The organism is Ruegeria sp. BB6 (genome assembly GCF_056539385.1).
This window is the reverse complement of sequence record NZ_JBQFUW010000011.1, coordinates 46904-60779: the sequence shown is the minus strand read 5'-3', so window position 1 is coordinate 60779 and position 13876 is coordinate 46904. Positions and strand designations below refer to the sequence as shown.

At 58.8% G+C, this 13876-nt stretch carries 16 protein-coding genes; 13 read left to right on the top strand and 3 right to left on the bottom strand.

Going from position 1 to position 13876, the window contains the following annotated elements; all coding sequences use genetic code 11:
• Positions 1-62 precede the first annotated feature (62 nt).
• From ACR0B7_RS19970 to ACR0B7_RS19960, 3 genes are read left to right on the top strand one after another with little or no spacing between them, the layout of a single operon-like run.
• Positions 63-941: a LysR family transcriptional regulator gene (locus ACR0B7_RS19970; protein ID WP_170388181.1), complete on the top strand. Its 879-nt coding sequence runs from the start codon at positions 63-65 to the stop codon at positions 939-941.
• Entirely contained in the window at positions 938-1858 is a 921-nt protein-coding gene (locus tag ACR0B7_RS19965; protein ID WP_480682300.1) for a DMT family transporter, read from the top strand. Before ACR0B7_RS19970 ends, ACR0B7_RS19965 begins: the two co-directional genes overlap by 4 nt.
• A gap of 43 nt (positions 1859-1901) precedes the next feature.
• Positions 1902-2315 (top strand): universal stress protein, encoded by a 414-nt coding sequence (locus tag ACR0B7_RS19960; RefSeq protein WP_170388183.1) that lies wholly within the window; start codon positions 1902-1904, stop codon positions 2313-2315.
• Positions 2316-2320: 5 nt separating this feature from the next.
• On the opposite strand, the gene ACR0B7_RS19955 is transcribed toward ACR0B7_RS19960, so the two are convergent.
• The gene (locus ACR0B7_RS19955; RefSeq protein ID WP_170577017.1) at positions 2321-2653 is read right to left on the bottom strand and encodes a metalloregulator ArsR/SmtB family transcription factor; all 333 of its coding nucleotides are present in this window, start codon (positions 2651-2653) and stop codon (positions 2321-2323) included.
• Between the two features lie 231 nt (positions 2654-2884).
• Between ACR0B7_RS19955 and ACR0B7_RS19950 the strand changes: the two genes are divergently transcribed.
• The 5 genes from ACR0B7_RS19950 (at position 2885) to ACR0B7_RS19930 (ending at position 5455) form a co-directional block, all read left to right on the top strand.
• Positions 2885-3217, top strand: coding sequence for an AtpZ/AtpI family protein (locus tag ACR0B7_RS19950; RefSeq protein WP_170388185.1), 333 nt, complete (start codon positions 2885-2887; stop codon positions 3215-3217).
• A 2-nt stretch (positions 3218-3219) separates the two neighbouring features.
• Positions 3220-3978 (top strand): F0F1 ATP synthase subunit A, encoded by a 759-nt coding sequence (locus ACR0B7_RS19945; RefSeq protein ID WP_170418137.1) that lies wholly within the window; start codon positions 3220-3222, stop codon positions 3976-3978.
• A 48-nt stretch (positions 3979-4026) separates the two neighbouring features.
• A complete protein-coding gene (locus tag ACR0B7_RS19940; protein ID WP_005981269.1) occupies positions 4027-4251 on the top strand; it encodes a F0F1 ATP synthase subunit C in 225 nt (74 codons plus the stop codon).
• A gap of 86 nt (positions 4252-4337) precedes the next feature.
• A complete protein-coding gene (locus ACR0B7_RS19935; protein WP_170485981.1) occupies positions 4338-4889 on the top strand; it encodes a F0F1 ATP synthase subunit B' in 552 nt (183 codons plus the stop codon).
• Positions 4890-4894: 5 nt separating this feature from the next.
• Positions 4895-5455, top strand: a complete 561-nt coding sequence (locus tag ACR0B7_RS19930) for a F0F1 ATP synthase subunit B (RefSeq protein WP_170485980.1) — start codon at positions 4895-4897, stop codon at positions 5453-5455.
• A gap of 59 nt (positions 5456-5514) precedes the next feature.
• Here ACR0B7_RS19930 and ACR0B7_RS19925 read toward each other — a convergent pair whose 3' ends face one another.
• A complete protein-coding gene (locus ACR0B7_RS19925) occupies positions 5515-6207 on the bottom strand; it encodes a hypothetical protein (protein ID WP_170485979.1) in 693 nt (230 codons plus the stop codon).
• Between the two features lie 166 nt (positions 6208-6373).
• Positions 6374-7144 (bottom strand): FCD domain-containing protein, encoded by a 771-nt coding sequence (locus ACR0B7_RS19920; protein WP_170388195.1) that lies wholly within the window; start codon positions 7142-7144, stop codon positions 6374-6376.
• Positions 7145-7299: 155 nt separating this feature from the next.
• Here ACR0B7_RS19920 and ACR0B7_RS19915 point away from each other — a divergent pair, with 155 nt between their 5' ends.
• The 5 genes from ACR0B7_RS19915 (at position 7300) to ACR0B7_RS19895 (ending at position 13763) form a co-directional block, all read left to right on the top strand.
• On the top strand, positions 7300-8499 hold the full coding sequence (locus ACR0B7_RS19915) for an aminotransferase-like domain-containing protein (RefSeq protein ID WP_170485978.1): 1200 nt from the start codon (positions 7300-7302) through the stop codon (positions 8497-8499).
• Between the two features lie 46 nt (positions 8500-8545).
• Complete coding sequence (locus ACR0B7_RS19910) at positions 8546-8953, top strand: hypothetical protein (RefSeq protein ID WP_170485977.1); 408 nt, start codon at positions 8546-8548, stop codon at positions 8951-8953.
• Positions 8954-9092: 139 nt separating this feature from the next.
• Positions 9093-12548 carry an AAA family ATPase gene (locus ACR0B7_RS19905; RefSeq protein WP_170577016.1) on the top strand — a complete coding sequence of 1152 codons (3456 nt, stop codon included), beginning with the start codon at positions 9093-9095 and terminating at the stop codon, positions 12546-12548.
• A gap of 54 nt (positions 12549-12602) precedes the next feature.
• Complete coding sequence (locus tag ACR0B7_RS19900; protein WP_170485975.1) at positions 12603-12953, top strand: hypothetical protein; 351 nt, start codon at positions 12603-12605, stop codon at positions 12951-12953.
• A 261-nt stretch (positions 12954-13214) separates the two neighbouring features.
• A complete protein-coding gene (locus ACR0B7_RS19895) occupies positions 13215-13763 on the top strand; it encodes a lysozyme inhibitor LprI family protein (protein WP_170577015.1) in 549 nt (182 codons plus the stop codon).
• Positions 13764-13876: the final 113 nt, after the last annotated feature.

The following is a 13876-nucleotide window of genomic DNA, read 5'->3' as shown; positions in this document are numbered from 1 at the left end:
GGTGAACAAAACTCTGATACTCCAACACTGAGTGTTAAAATTTGCACAATGGAACGGATGCAATGGATAACTGGGATGAAGTGAGAACCGCCTATCAGGTCGCGCGGATGGGCACTGTCAGCGGCGCGGCCGAGGTTCTGGGCGTACATCACGCCACGGTCATTCGGCATATCGACGCAATCGAGGCGCGGTTGGGTGTCAAGCTGTTCCAACGTCATGCGCGCGGTTACACCCCAACCGAGGCCGGAGAAGACCTGCTGCGTGTCGCTCAGGCAACCGAAGATCAGTTCAACCAATTGGTCGGGCGCATGAAGGGGCGCGGGGATGATGTGTCGGGCGAGTTGGTCGTAACGTCCCTGTCCTCTCTGGCGCCATTGGTCGTCCCCGTTCTGAGCGAGTTTCAGCGCCTGCACCCGGAATTGATCGTGCGGTACCTGACCGGGGACAGATTGTTCCGGCTGGAATATGGTGAGGCGCATGTGGCGATCCGTGCAGGTTCAGCCCCTGATCAGCCAGACAATGTTGTGCAGCCCTTCATCACACAGGAAGTCGGGCTTTATGCCAGCGCGGACTACATCGACCGCCACGGCAAACCCTCAAGCGTTGAGGATTTTGCAGAGCATCATTTCGTCAGTACCGATGATGAAAACAGTCGCGCCCCGTTTTCGCGCTGGCTGCGGCAGACAGTTCCGCTGGGACAGATCACGTTCCGCTGCACCAATAACTTTTGCATCCGCGAGGCGGTGCTATCCGGTGCAGGCATCGGTTTCATGGCCCGTTGGGAGGCCGCCCGTGATCCAAATCTGGTCGAGGTCATTGATCCCTTGCCCGAATGGTTTGGCAATTTGTGGTTGGTGACGCATGTCGACCTGCATCGCACGACCAAGGTGCAGGCGTTCCTGACCTATCTGAAAGAACAATCCAAGGATTGGCTGCCGTGAGCGTTCAGGCACGCGGCCATCTGGCCATGCTTGTCTTTTCTGCTTTGGTCGCGGGTAGCTTTTCGCTTGGTGCCATGATCGCCAACCAGATCGCGCCCGAGGCAGTGACGGCCGCACGATTTGCCATTGCTGCGGTGGTGATCGGGGTCGCTGCGCTTTTTACAACCGGTCTGCCGCGCAGCGCCGCACAAGCGCCTTGGCGCTATCTGGTTCTGGGTGGGCTGTTCGCCACATATTTCGTCCTGATGTTCCACGGCCTGAAGACTGCTCCCCCTGTCAGTGCGGCGGCGGTCTTTACCCTGACGCCGGTTTTGTCCGCCTTGGCGGGTTGGGTTTTGCTTCGGCAGGTGACCACACCTCGAATGGCCTTGGCGCTTACCATCGGGGCAGTTGGCGCGCTTTGGGTTATTTTCAGGGCGGATTGGCAGGCTTTCGCGGCCTTCCAGATCGGGACCGGAGAAATCATCTACTTCTGGGGGTGCGTCGCCCACGCGATCTACACGCCCATGGTGCGCAAGCTCAACCACGGAGAGCCGGCGCTCGTGTTCACCTTTGGGACGTTGTTGGCCGGGTGCCTATTGCTGACGCTGTTCGGCTGGGCCGACATTCGCGCAACGGACTGGGCGAACCTGCCGGCAATCGTATGGGTCGGATTGCTGTATGTTTCTATCTTTGCCACAGCCGCCAGCTTTGTGCTGGTTCAGTTCTCGGCATTGCGTCTGCCGTCTGCAAAGGTGATGGCCTACACGTATCTTGTACCCAGTTGGGTGATCCTGTGGGAAATTGCGTTAGGAAACGGTGCGCCGGTTGCGTTGATCCTTGTTGGTGTGGTTCTGACCTGCGTCGCGCTTCTCATGCTGTTGCGGCCAGACGATCAACCTGACCAACGCCCAACCCTTGAGGCAGATCAAAGCTGATAAATGCGGATTTTCCTATGCTTCGGCTTAGGAGGATTGCACCATGTACAACCACATTATGTTCCCGGTGGATTTGCATTTGCCGCCCGAGGTTCGCAAAGCCGCCGACGTCGCCGCCGAAATCGCCAAATGGCAAGGTGCCAAAATCACTGTCGTCAGTGTGACCGGAACCCAACCCGGCGACCCGGTTCAAACCGACGCCACAATCACCGAGAACCTACGGGAATTCGCAGACCATCTGGCCAAAAACAGCGGGACGGAAGTTGGCTTTCGCAATATCCACTCGGTCGACGTCGCGGCCGAGGTGGACGGGGATCTGGCCAAGGCAGCAGACGAGATCGGAGCGGACCTGATCGTAGTCGGCACACATGCGCCCCGGATCATGGACTATATCTTTTCAAGCCATGCCGGGTATCTGGCCAAGCACGCCAGCGTTTCCGTCTTTGTCGTGCGGTGACCGGGTTATTCCTCGGCTGCGGGTAGCTCGATTTCGAGGAACCGTTCAAACGCGTCCAGATTTACCGGCTCGAACTGTCCGAACCCTTGCATCCAGACGGACGCCGCGCGCAGGGCGTCCGGTTCGAGCTTGCACCATTTCACCCGTCCTCGTTTTTCCTGACTGATCAGTCCCGCCTTGGTCAGGATCACCAGATGTTTCGAGATCGCCGCCAAGGACATCTCGAACGGCTCTGCCACGTCGGTCACGGCCATGTCGTCCTCAAGCAGCATGCCGAGGATGGTGCGGCGGGTGGGGTCGGCAAGAGCCGCAAAAACAGTGTCGAGGTCGTTGGACATGCTTCCGCTGAACCACAGCGCCCGGGTTTGGTCAACCATTTGGTTGAATATGCGGATTCAGCGTGTTTGCGCGCAAGTCGCCAGGCACGGCCGGCGCGCTCGGTTGCTGTTACAAAAACATTTACAATAAAAACAGTATCTTAACTTGCGGCAATTCGGGCATTCAACGCCGTTGACTCTGTGCCCCGTCAGCCTTAGCACCCTACCCAAGACTGTGCGAAGGAAACGCCCGTGACCGATGATGACCAAAAGCAGCGTATGGCGCAGCTTGAGGCCAAGATCGTGGCGGCGAAAAAGGCCAAAGCGCCCAAGCCTCGCGCAGATGCTGACGTGTCCGGGGGCGAGCTTGCCTGGAGGATGGTCATCGAAATGGTATCCGGTCTTGGGATCGGATTTGGCATCGGATACGGGCTGGATAGCCTGCTCGGGACGATCCCGATCTTTCTGGTGCTGTTCACATTGCTGGGCCTTGTCGCGGGCGTGAAGGTTATGCTCCGCAGCGCGAAAGAGGCCCAAGAGAAACAAACGGCAGCGACGGCTGCCGAGAAGGACGAGAGGGACTGAACGTGGCAACTGAGACCACCGCAGCAGAAGGCAGCAGCCTGGTTTTCCACCCGATGGACCAGTTCATCGTTAAGCCGTTGTTCGGCGACGGTGCGATTGCGTGGTACACGCCGACGAACGTGACCCTCTGGCTGTTCCTGGCGATTGCCGCGATCTTTGCCCTGCTGGTTCTCAGCACGTCGAAACGTGCCATCGTTCCGACGCGGATGCAGTCGGTCGCTGAGTTGGCTTACGGCTTTATCTACAAGATGCTGGAAGACATCTGCGGCAAGGAAGGCGTCAAGTTCTTCCCCTATGTCATGACCCTGTTCATGTTCATCGTGACCGCAAACTTCCTGGGAATGATCCCCACATCTTTCACCACCACATCGCATTTCGCCGTGACCATCCCGCTGGCGCTGGCCGTATTCCTGACCGTGACCGTTCTGGGTTTCGTCAAGAACGGCACCGCGTTCCTGGGCCTGTTCTGGGTGTCCAGCGCTCCGCTGGCTCTGCGTCCGGTTCTGGCGATCATCGAGCTGATCTCGTACTTCGTGCGCCCGGTCAGCCACTCCATTCGTCTTGCCGGTAACGTCATGGCTGGCCACGCCGTGATCAAGGTGTTCGCAGGCTTTGCCGCGATTGCCGCGATCTCGCCCGTGTCCGTTCTGGCGATCACCGCAATGTATGGCCTTGAGGTCCTTGTGTCCTTTATCCAGGCCTACGTATTCACCATTCTGACCTGTGTTTATCTGAAAGATGCTCTGCATCCGTCGCACTAAGGTCCGAACACCCAACATCGAAACTTCCAATTCGTAAGGAGATACATCATGGAAGGCGATCTCGCACACATCGGCGCAGGCCTGGCAGCAATCGGTTCCGGCGCAGCCGCAATCGGGGTGGGCAACGTTGCAGGCAACTTCCTGGCCGGCGCCCTGCGCAACCCTTCGGCGGCTGCTTCGCAGACCGCAACCCTGTTCATCGGTATCGCATTCGCAGAAGCCCTGGGGATCTTCGCATTCCTCGTCTCGCTGCTGCTGATGTTCGCCGTCTAATCTGCGGAACCTGATCCTTACGCGCAGGTGGGCCCAAGCCATAGCGGCCCACCTGTTGTAAAGACAACGTTCCGACGGAGGACATCATGGCGACTGAACCCATTAGCGAAGAAGTAGTTGGCTCGTGCGTCGACTCGCATGGCTCTGCCATCGGGATGCCGCAGCTCTGCTTCGATTGGTTCCCCAACCAGATTTTCTGGCTGGTCATCACGCTGGTCGTCATCTTTCTGGTCCTGTCCCGCGTGGCTCTGCCCCGCATCGCGGCAATCCTGGCAGAGCGTCAGGGGACCATTACAAATGACCTGGCTGCGGCCGAAGATCTGAAGGCCAAGGCGGTCGAGGCCGAAGAGGCCTATAACAAGGCGCTGGCCGATGCCCGTGCCGAAGCGCAGCGTATCGCTGCCGAAGCCCGTGCCGAAATCCAGGCTGGTCTGGATGACGCGATCGCCAAGGCGGATGCGGAAATCGCTGCAAAGGCGGCTGAATCGGAAAAGGCGATTGCCGACATCCGTGCCGGTGCGCTGGAAAGCATTCAAGTGGTTGCCAAAGACACGGCGGCTGAACTGGTCACTGCGCTGGGCGGCGAGGCGGATGCCAAAGCCATCGACGGTGCTGTTGACACGCAGATGAAAGGATAAGTGACATGCGGAATACTCTTGCCCTTATCCTGACCTTCGGCGCAGCGAGCCCGGCATTTGCAGCCAAAGGCCCGTTCTTCTCGCTTGGCAACACGGATTTTGTAGTCCTTTTGGGCTTCATCGTGTTCATCGCGGTCCTGTTCTACTTCAAGGTTCCCGGCATGATCGGGCGCGCGCTGGACAACCGTGCCGAGGGCATCAAGTCTGAACTGGACGAAGCCCGTGCCCTGCATGAAGAAGCACGCAGCCTGCTTGCCTCGTATGAGCGCAAGCAGCGTGAAGTGCAGACCCAGGCAGACGCCATCGTAGCGGCTGCGAAGGACGACGCGGCTCTGGCGGCAGAACAAGCCAAGGTCGATCTGGAAAAATCCATCGCACGCCGTCTGGCCGCTGCACAGGACCAGATCGCATCGGCTGAGGCTTCGGCTGTGAAAGAGGTTCGCGATCGGGCGATCACGGTCGCTGTTTCTGCAGCGAACGCGGTTCTGGCCAAGCAGATGACTGCAACGCAAGCCAACAAGCTGATCGACGCCGCAATCGCGGACGTTGGTGAAAAGCTGCACTAGGCTTGTAGAGAAATCTAAAAAGAAAACCCGGCCACTGCGCCGGGTTTTTTATTAGCTCACTAGGAAACAGACTGCGTTTTTACAGGCAACCTGTCCAGAACGTCCGAATGTTCCGGCGAGGCAAGGAACAGTTCCGGTAGTTCTGCCACGACTTCATCGATTGGGTCATAGACCTGAGATGCCTTTGCCAGCAAGTCGTCAGGTATGGACTTTCGCGCACGCTCAACACGTTCGGGCAAAGTGAACTTCAAACTCAGAAAATCCTCGACATCTTTCTGCCGCCGCCAGATCGCATCATAGCTTAGGCAAAGAACTGGAACCTCCTGAAACGTGCCCCACTGTTTCAACTGTTCCACTTGATTGAGGACATCATATTTGAACAGGTCGTCAAAGGGACCCTTGGCGTGAAGGTGTTCAAAGTGCTGGTCAACCCAGTCGCGCCCATACCGTTCTACCGCTGAATAAACGGAAAGAGCTGACGCTTTCGTGGGACCGAAACAGAACAGAACCTTGACGTTCTCGCGGCCCCTTAACCCATCTGGAAAATCGTGAGTCTTCACCAGCGAGCCGGCTGCAAGAGGCGCAGAGGCCAGACTTGCCTGAAAACTGGCCGTCGGCCTTCGGAACCAATGTCGGCGTTTGCATGCAACCCACAAAGCATCGAACATCAGCGTGCTGCCCGATCTGCCATTGCTGGCGACGATTATGCATGGGTCAATTTGGGTGCGAAGCCCAAAGGTAAGTTTAGACATGTGCAGTGCCCTTGTCGCCAGTTCGGGACGGGTTCAAGATGTTCTGGCACTAGATGTCCAACTTTCACCGAAAGGTCCAGAGCAAAGGGTGAAACCCATCTGACGCGGGAATACCGGCCGCGATATTGGTTGAAGCCGGAACATGAGGCAATTTACCGGATGTTCTTCACGCCTGTCCGGTTTCGTGATCCAGCCTTTGCTGAGCTATGGCCTCATTGCGAAGCGCCTTCTGGGTGTCCTCCATGCATTGCCGCACAAAACTCAGGTGGCGATGCACGGCATCTCTGGCGCCTTCGGGATCACGGGCCTGTAGCGCGGCGTTGATGGCGCGGTGCTGGTCCAGAATAGCCTCGCGCGTTGTGCGTTGGTTGAACATCATTTGGCGATTGTAGAACACTCCTTGCCGCAGCAAGTCGAACATCGACCGCATCATGTGCAGCATCACGACGTTGTGGCTGGCTTCGATGATGGCCATATGGAACTGGGCGTCCAGATGCGCTTCGTCTTCCGATGCATTGCGGGCGTGGGCCGCTTCCATCTTGTCAAAGATCGTCTGAACGACCTTCAAATCGCTTTCCGATCCCAGCCGCGCCGCGCGTTCGGCTGCCAACCCTTCCATATCCCTGCGGAACGACAGATAGTCCGAGACCGCCTCATCATGGCTGCCAAACAGACGGATCAGGGCGGGGGAAAAGGCCGATCCCAAAACCTCGGCCACGTAGATGCCGGATCCGGCTTTGGCGGTCAGCAGACCTTGGTCCTGCAACTCGGAAATCGCTTCGCGCAGGGAGGGGCGGGACACGCCCAGTCGCTCGGCCAGTTCGCGCTCGGCCGGAAGACGCTCGCCGGGGCGCAGGATGCCTCGCAGGATCAGCAATTCGATTTGCCGCACCACCGCTATTGAGAGCTTTTCGGTCTGAACTTTTTGAAAGGGCATGGGGATGTCGTTCTGAGAATTGGTCAAATCATATGACCACGGATTGAGGGGCGGTTCAAGAAGGCCAGATCACATGGCCCGAAACATTAGGTCAGCATTATTGACATTAATGCGCGACTCATTAGTGTTCACGCACCCAAGAGCGGAGGAGGCTCATGACCAACCACGAGTTGTTTGCAACGCGGGCGTCGCGCATGAAGGCGTCGGAAATTCGCGAATTGTTGAAGCTGCTGGATCAGCCCGGGATTATTTCCTTTGCAGGCGGAATCCCGGACCCGGCCTTGTTTCCCGCAGACGCATTCTCGCAGGCTTTTCAGGTTGCGCTTGGTCCAAATAAGCAGGCGCAGGCGTTGCAGTATTCGGTCAGCGAGGGCTATGCCCCGTTGCGGGAATGGCTCGTCGCCCATATGCGCGAAATCGGCATTGTCTGCGACATCGACAATATCCTGATTACATCCGGGTCGCAGCAAGCGCTGGATTATCTGGGTAAGCTCTATCTGTCGCCTGGTGATACGGCTCTGGTCGGTTGGCCGACTTATCTGGGTGCGCTGGCTGCATTCAACGCCTATGAGCCGCGGTTCGCCCGGCTGAGCGTTAATGGCAACCGGGGTGCTGATGAATACGCCGCTGCTGCCGGGGCGGGCAGGGTCAAGTTTGCCTACCTGTCTCCGGATTTCGCCAACCCAACGGGCGAGACCGTGGATTTGCGTGGCCGCGAGACTTTGCTGGATCTCGCTGAGGACCTGAACTGCGCCGTGATCGAGGACGGGGCGTATCAGGCGTTGCGATACGAAGGGGAAGCGATCCCGCCGGTTTTGGCATTGGAATTGGCGCGGAAGGGGTCCATCGAAGAGTGTCGCACGATCTATTGCGGCAGCTTCTCCAAGACGCTTTCACCGGGCCTGAGAGTCGGGTGGGTCGTTGCTGCCAAGCCCGTGATCTCTCAGCTGGTGTTGATGAAGCAGGCTGCTGATCTTCATTCAGCGACGATTAACCAGATGGCGATAGACCAGGTGGCGCGGGCGTGTTTCGACACACATATCCCAATGCTGCGCCAGACTTATGGCGCGCGTCGGGGTGCCATGCTTGCAGCGTTGGAACAATACATGCCGGAAGGGGTGGAGTGGACAAAGCCCGAAGGGGGGATGTTTATCTGGCTGACACTGCCCGCCGGTACCGACGGCGCCGCATTGCTGGCTCGTGCTTTGGAAACGGTCAAAGTGGCATTTGTTCCGGGTCAGGCATTTTTCCCTGATGGCTCGGGCGCAAATACGATCCGATTGAGCTTTTCAAATTCGGACGAGGCGACAATTCGCGAAGGAATACGCCGCTTGGGGGAAGTCTTGAGAGCCTGAGTGCGCAATAAGGGTCTGTTAACCAATTCCGGCCATTGATCGGGGTATGAAACGGTTTCTGACTTTGCTGTTGGTGTTGGCCGCGTGTTCGGCTGGCACGCCGCATTTCCGCGATGTTCCGGCCACCCGAATTGCAATCAACGGCAGTGTGTTTGACGTGCGCGTGCGAGGAGAGTTGGCCGAGGCGGTGCGGGTCAACACGCAATACGCTTCGCGCCTCGGCCCCATCCGTGATCGCGCGGCCCTTGCGATGGCGCAGGTTTCGGGTTGCCCAGTCCTTGACGTTCTGGGCGACGCGGCCGTCACGGTCGGCGTGTTGGGGTGCGACCGCCAAGCCGGCGAACGCTTGTTGCTGACCTCTATTTCTGTGCCAAACTACGAATGTATCGACTTTGGCATCTATGAAGGTGTGGGTGACGGCGGTTATCAGGTCTTTGAGTGTACGCCCTACTGATACGGGCTATGACCGGCGGAAATCAGCAAGATATTGTGGATAACTCCTGCCGATATCCCATATCCTGCGCAAGCTCGTTGACTCGACCCCAATCTGTTGCGCAGACTTCCAGATATAGGAATCATGGGACCCGTCGCCTTTGCGCTTTAGCAAACTCAAACTCACCGGCTTCAAAAGCTTTGTTGATCCGACCGACCTGATCATCGCGGACGGGTTGACCGGAGTTGTGGGTCCCAATGGCTGCGGCAAGTCCAATCTTCTGGAAGCGTTGCGCTGGGTGATGGGGGAAAATCGCCCCAAATCCATGCGCGGTGGTGCGATGGAGGATGTGATTTTTGCAGGGGCGGCCACACGTCCCGCCCGCAACTTTGCCGAAGTTGTTCTGACCATGGACAACTCGGAAAGGCTAGCCCCGTCAGGGTTCAACGACACCGATCAGCTTGAAATCGTGCGCCGTATAACTCGCGATGTGGGCAGCGCCTATAAGACCAATGGCAAGGATGTGCGCGCCCGCGATGTGCAGATGCTGTTTGCCGATGCCTCGACCGGTGCGCATTCACCCGCGCTTGTGGGGCAGAACCGCATTGCCGAATTGATCAACGCCAAACCCCGCGCGCGTCGGCGTATTCTGGAAGAAGCGGCGGGGATCTCGGGCCTGTATCAGCGCCGGCACGAGGCCGAGTTGAAGCTGAAAGGCACTGAATCCAACCTGACGCGTGTAGATGACGTGCTGGAACAGCTTGGAACGCAGCTTGCGCAGTTGGCCCGACAAGCACGACAGGCTGCCCGGTATCGCGAGATTGGCGAACAGTTGCGGCAGGCCGAAGGGATGCTGCTGTATCGCCGCTGGAAAGAGGCGGATATGGCCCGTCAGCAGGCCGAAGAAAAGCTGCGCGAGCGCATTGCCAAGGCCTCCCGCGCCGAGGCTGAAGCCCGCCAAGCCGCTGCCAAGCGTGCCGAGATCGAGGAAACTCTGCCCCCTCTGCGCGAGGAGGAAGCGATTGCCGCCGCCGTATTGCAACGCCAGCAGGTGCAGCGCGACCAACTGGCCGATCAGGAAACACGTGCGCGGCAGACGATCGAAACCCTGACGAACCGAATTCAGCAGTTGGGTAATGATATTGAGCGCGAGGCTGGCCTGAACCGCGATGCAGGTCAGATGATCGAGCGGCTGGAGTGGGAGGCGAGAGAGCTTGCCAAGGCCGCCGAAGGGCATGACGAGAAAGTCGCCGAAGCCGCCGAGATTGCGCGCGAGGCCGCGTCTGTTCTGCAGGACCGCGAAGATCACCTCTCGCAGGAAACCGAGGATATGGCGCGTCTTGTCGCCCGGCACCAATCGGCGCAGCGTTTGGTTGAGGACAGCCGCAAGACGCTGGCCCGATCTGAGGGCGAAGAAGAAAAAGCCCGCGTCGCAGTGGATGAAGCCCGTGATGCGCTGAGCCGCGCAGCCGAGGCGTTCGAGGCTGCTCAGGAGGGTGAGGAAGAAGCCCGCGAAGCGGCCGAGGCCGCCGAAGAAGCACTGGCCGCAGCGGACGAATTGCGCACCGAAACGCAGGCGCGAGAGGCCGAAGCCCGCGCCCAACGGTCCGAAGCCGAAGGTGAGCTTGGCGCAATCCGCGCCGAAACCGCGGCTCTTGCGAAACTGGTGGAGCGTGATACGGCCGAAGGTGGGCAGGTACTTGACCTGCTGCGCGTGGCGCCGGGTTACGAAAAGGCGCTGGGTGCGGCGCTGGCCGATGACCTGCGCGCGCCGCTGGTCGAAGGCGATGGACCGTCCGGCTGGGTTCAGGTTGCCGGATACGATGCCGATCAACCCTTGCCGGATGGTGCAGAGCCTCTGGCGCTGCATGTCTCGGGGCCGGATCGTCTAAGCCGCCGGATTGCTCAGATCGGGTTGGTCGACGCGGATCAGGGCGCACGTTTGCAGGCGTCGCTTCAACCGGGGCAACGTCTGGTGTCGCGCTCGGGTGATCTGTGGCGCTGGGACGGGTTCCGGGCCTGGGCCGAGGACGCGCCAAGCGCGGCTGCGCTGCGGTTGGAGCAATTGAACAAACTGGAAGCGCTGAAACAGGAACTAGCCCGTACCGAGGCGCAGGCCGATGGGGCACGCGCGGCGCATGAGGCTCTGTCGCAGCAACTGGCCGATGTCACCGAAGCGGACCGTCGGGCGCGTGAAGCCCGCCGTGCCGCCGATCAGCGTATGGCGGAAACCGCGCGGCAACTCAGCCGGGCCGAGGCCGACCGAAATCTGGCACAGGGCAAGCTTGAGACTCTGACACTTGCCGTTGATCGCCACAAAGAAGACGCGATGTCCGCCCGCGCCCAACTGCGTGAGGCCGAGGGCGCACTGACCGGTTTGGGTGATCTGGACAGCGCCCGCGCGCAGGTTGAGGACATCAAACAGACGGTCGAGGCCGCGCGGATCACCATGCTGACCCACCGCTCGACCCATGATGAGCTGCGCCGCGAAGGAGAGGCCCGAACCCGGCGCACGCAAGAGGTGACGAAAGACCTAAGCGGTTGGCGGCATCGTCTGGACAGTGCTGAAAAGCGGATTTCCGAACTGGCAGAGCGCAAGGAAAGCTCGGAAGACGAGCTGTCCGAAGCCATGGCCGCCCCCGGTGAAATTGCCGAGGCGCGTGAAGAGCTCAATGAGCTGATTGAAACGGCCGAAGCGCGTCGGGCCGAGGCCGCGGATAAACTGGCTGAGGCCGAAACCCAGCAACGCGAAGTTGTCATGGCCGAGCGGGATGCAGAACGCGTCGCGTCCGAGGCTCGTGAAACCCGAGCGGCTGCCGAGGCGCGGTGCGATGCCGCAAAAGAAGGGGTAACTGCGGCGGCTGAACGCATTGCCGAAGATCAGCAACTAACCCCGAACCAGTTGCTGAACCAGTTGGATGTGAACCCCGACCAGATGCCCGCCGCCGACGCGCTGGAGGCTGAGGTCAACCGCCACAAACGCCAGCGCGACGCGATGGGTGCTGTGAACCTGCGCGCCGAAGAAGATGCGAAAGAGGTTCAGGTAGAATTTGACACGCTGAACTCTGAAAAGGCCGATCTGGAAGAGGCGATCAAGGCATTGCGCAGCGGCATTGCCAGCCTCAACCGCGAAGGGCGCGAGCGTCTGCTGACTGCGTTTGAGCAGGTGAACTCGAACTTCGCCATGCTGTTCAAGCATCTGTTCGGCGGTGGTGAGGCCAATCTGGTCATGGTCGAAAGCGACGATCCGCTGGATGCGGGTCTGGAAATCATGTGCCAGCCGCCGGGCAAGAAACTCTCGACCCTCAGCCTGCTCTCGGGCGGCGAACAGACCCTGACCGCGACCGCGCTGATCTTCGGCGTTTTCCTCGCCAATCCCGCGCCGATCTGCGTGCTGGACGAGGTCGACGCGCCTTTGGACGATGCCAACGTGACACGCTTCTGCGACCTGCTGGACGAGATGTGCCGTCAGACCGACACGCGGTTCCTGATCATCACCCACCACGCGGTAACGATGGCGCGGATGGACCGTCTGTTCGGCGTGACCATGCAGGAACAGGGCGTCAGCCAACTGGTCTCGGTCGATCTGAAAAAGGCCGAGCAGATGGTCGCCTGATCATCACTTCAATGTTATGCCACTCTTTCCTTTCAGCAGGGCTAGTATGGCGGCATGACACGCACGCTGATCCTTGCCCTGCTGTTCGCTGGCCCGGCTATAGCCGCCGAATGGCCCACCAAACCCGAAGACATCCCCCTGTCGCCCGAAGAACTGGACGCGTTGGCAGGCCAGACGTTCACCTTCTACGATGACGGTCAGGCTGCATTCTCTGCCGGAGGTGCCTACTCGTATACCTACGCCAGCGGAGATGCGGCCTTTGGCACCTATTCCATCGCCGAAGATGGCAGTGTCTGCATCGCTTACCGCAACGGATTCAGCCGGTGTGACTTGTATGTGCGCAGTGGGGGGAGGCTGGTTCTGATCGATGAGAAGGGGGATCGGTATCCGGTCAGGCCGGAGTGAGGTGGAGATGAACTCTCAAATGCTTCTTCTGGCGGCAGCTACGCAGACGTTGTTTACGGGTGCGACGTGGTGAATACTGAATGGTGGCGATACGCTGAAAAGCGGGCTGTGTGTTGCATCTTAAAGTTTAACTAGCATACGATGTATCACCTTAAAGAAGTTCATGACGGTAGCGACTCTTCCGGCCATTTTCCCATCAAACAGCAACTCACTTGGGGAATGCTGGCCCAATCTCAAGCGATCTAATCTAAGGAAATGCCTATGCTTAAAAGGATGTTGGCTATTGGATTTACGATTTTGGGAACCAGTGCGCATGCCTATGACTCGGAGGCCGCCGCCGCCGAATACGACAAGTCCTATCTTAATGTTGATCAGTGTTCTGAAGGTGATTCATCCAATCGGGAAGCATGTGTCATAGCGGGCATTAAAACGTGCGTGAAGGATTTGGAGGACGTTCTCGAAAGCAAGGGTTTCTCCATTCCCGGAGGAGCCGCAGTGTCTCCTCGCGAGTATTGCAACAATATCGGTCGGGAGCGCGCGGACGAGCATCTGAATGCTGTCTATCAACGCATAATGAAGCAAGGGCCACTGATGGCTCAGGACGAAGAGGTGATAGACGAGAAATGGGTGACTGATCTGCGCGCGGCTCAGCGACTGTGGCTTCAATTTGCGAATAAAATGTGTTCCGAAGACAACATTGTTGGTTGGCAAGCCGGAGGTTCTGGTTGGGGGGCAACATTGGCTGAATGCACCACGCGCCTTTCAATTCAGCAAGCTGAGAACTTGGATCGCTTCTTTACCATCAATTAGTAAGGCTGGTAGCCTCTCAATAGGTTGCAATCAAATCTCATGCACAGAGGTTATGCGTTACGCTTGTAGCGAAGAACTGGCAGCCACCGAATGCGCCCATAGCATCGGTGGCT

Coding starts and splice junctions, on each gene's coding strand:
- ACR0B7_RS19970 (WP_170388181.1), top strand. CDS start 63: ATGGATAACTGGGATGAAGTGAGAACCGCCTATCAGGTCGCGCGGATG.
- ACR0B7_RS19960 (WP_170388183.1), top strand. CDS start 1,902: ATGTACAACCACATTATGTTCCCGGTGGATTTGCATTTGCCGCCCGAG.
- ACR0B7_RS19955 (WP_170577017.1), bottom strand. CDS start 2,653: ATGTCCAACGACCTCGACACTGTTTTTGCGGCTCTTGCCGACCCCACC.
- ACR0B7_RS19940 (WP_005981269.1), top strand. CDS start 4,027: ATGGAAGGCGATCTCGCACACATCGGCGCAGGCCTGGCAGCAATCGGT.
- ACR0B7_RS19935 (WP_170485981.1), top strand. CDS start 4,338: ATGGCGACTGAACCCATTAGCGAAGAAGTAGTTGGCTCGTGCGTCGAC.
- ACR0B7_RS19930 (WP_170485980.1), top strand. CDS start 4,895: ATGCGGAATACTCTTGCCCTTATCCTGACCTTCGGCGCAGCGAGCCCG.
- ACR0B7_RS19925 (WP_170485979.1), bottom strand. CDS start 6,207: ATGTCTAAACTTACCTTTGGGCTTCGCACCCAAATTGACCCATGCATA.
- ACR0B7_RS19920 (WP_170388195.1), bottom strand. CDS start 7,144: ATGCCCTTTCAAAAAGTTCAGACCGAAAAGCTCTCAATAGCGGTGGTG.
- ACR0B7_RS19915 (WP_170485978.1), top strand. CDS start 7,300: ATGACCAACCACGAGTTGTTTGCAACGCGGGCGTCGCGCATGAAGGCG.
- ACR0B7_RS19910 (WP_170485977.1), top strand. CDS start 8,546: ATGAAACGGTTTCTGACTTTGCTGTTGGTGTTGGCCGCGTGTTCGGCT.
- ACR0B7_RS19900 (WP_170485975.1), top strand. CDS start 12,603: ATGACACGCACGCTGATCCTTGCCCTGCTGTTCGCTGGCCCGGCTATA.
- ACR0B7_RS19895 (WP_170577015.1), top strand. CDS start 13,215: ATGCTTAAAAGGATGTTGGCTATTGGATTTACGATTTTGGGAACCAGT.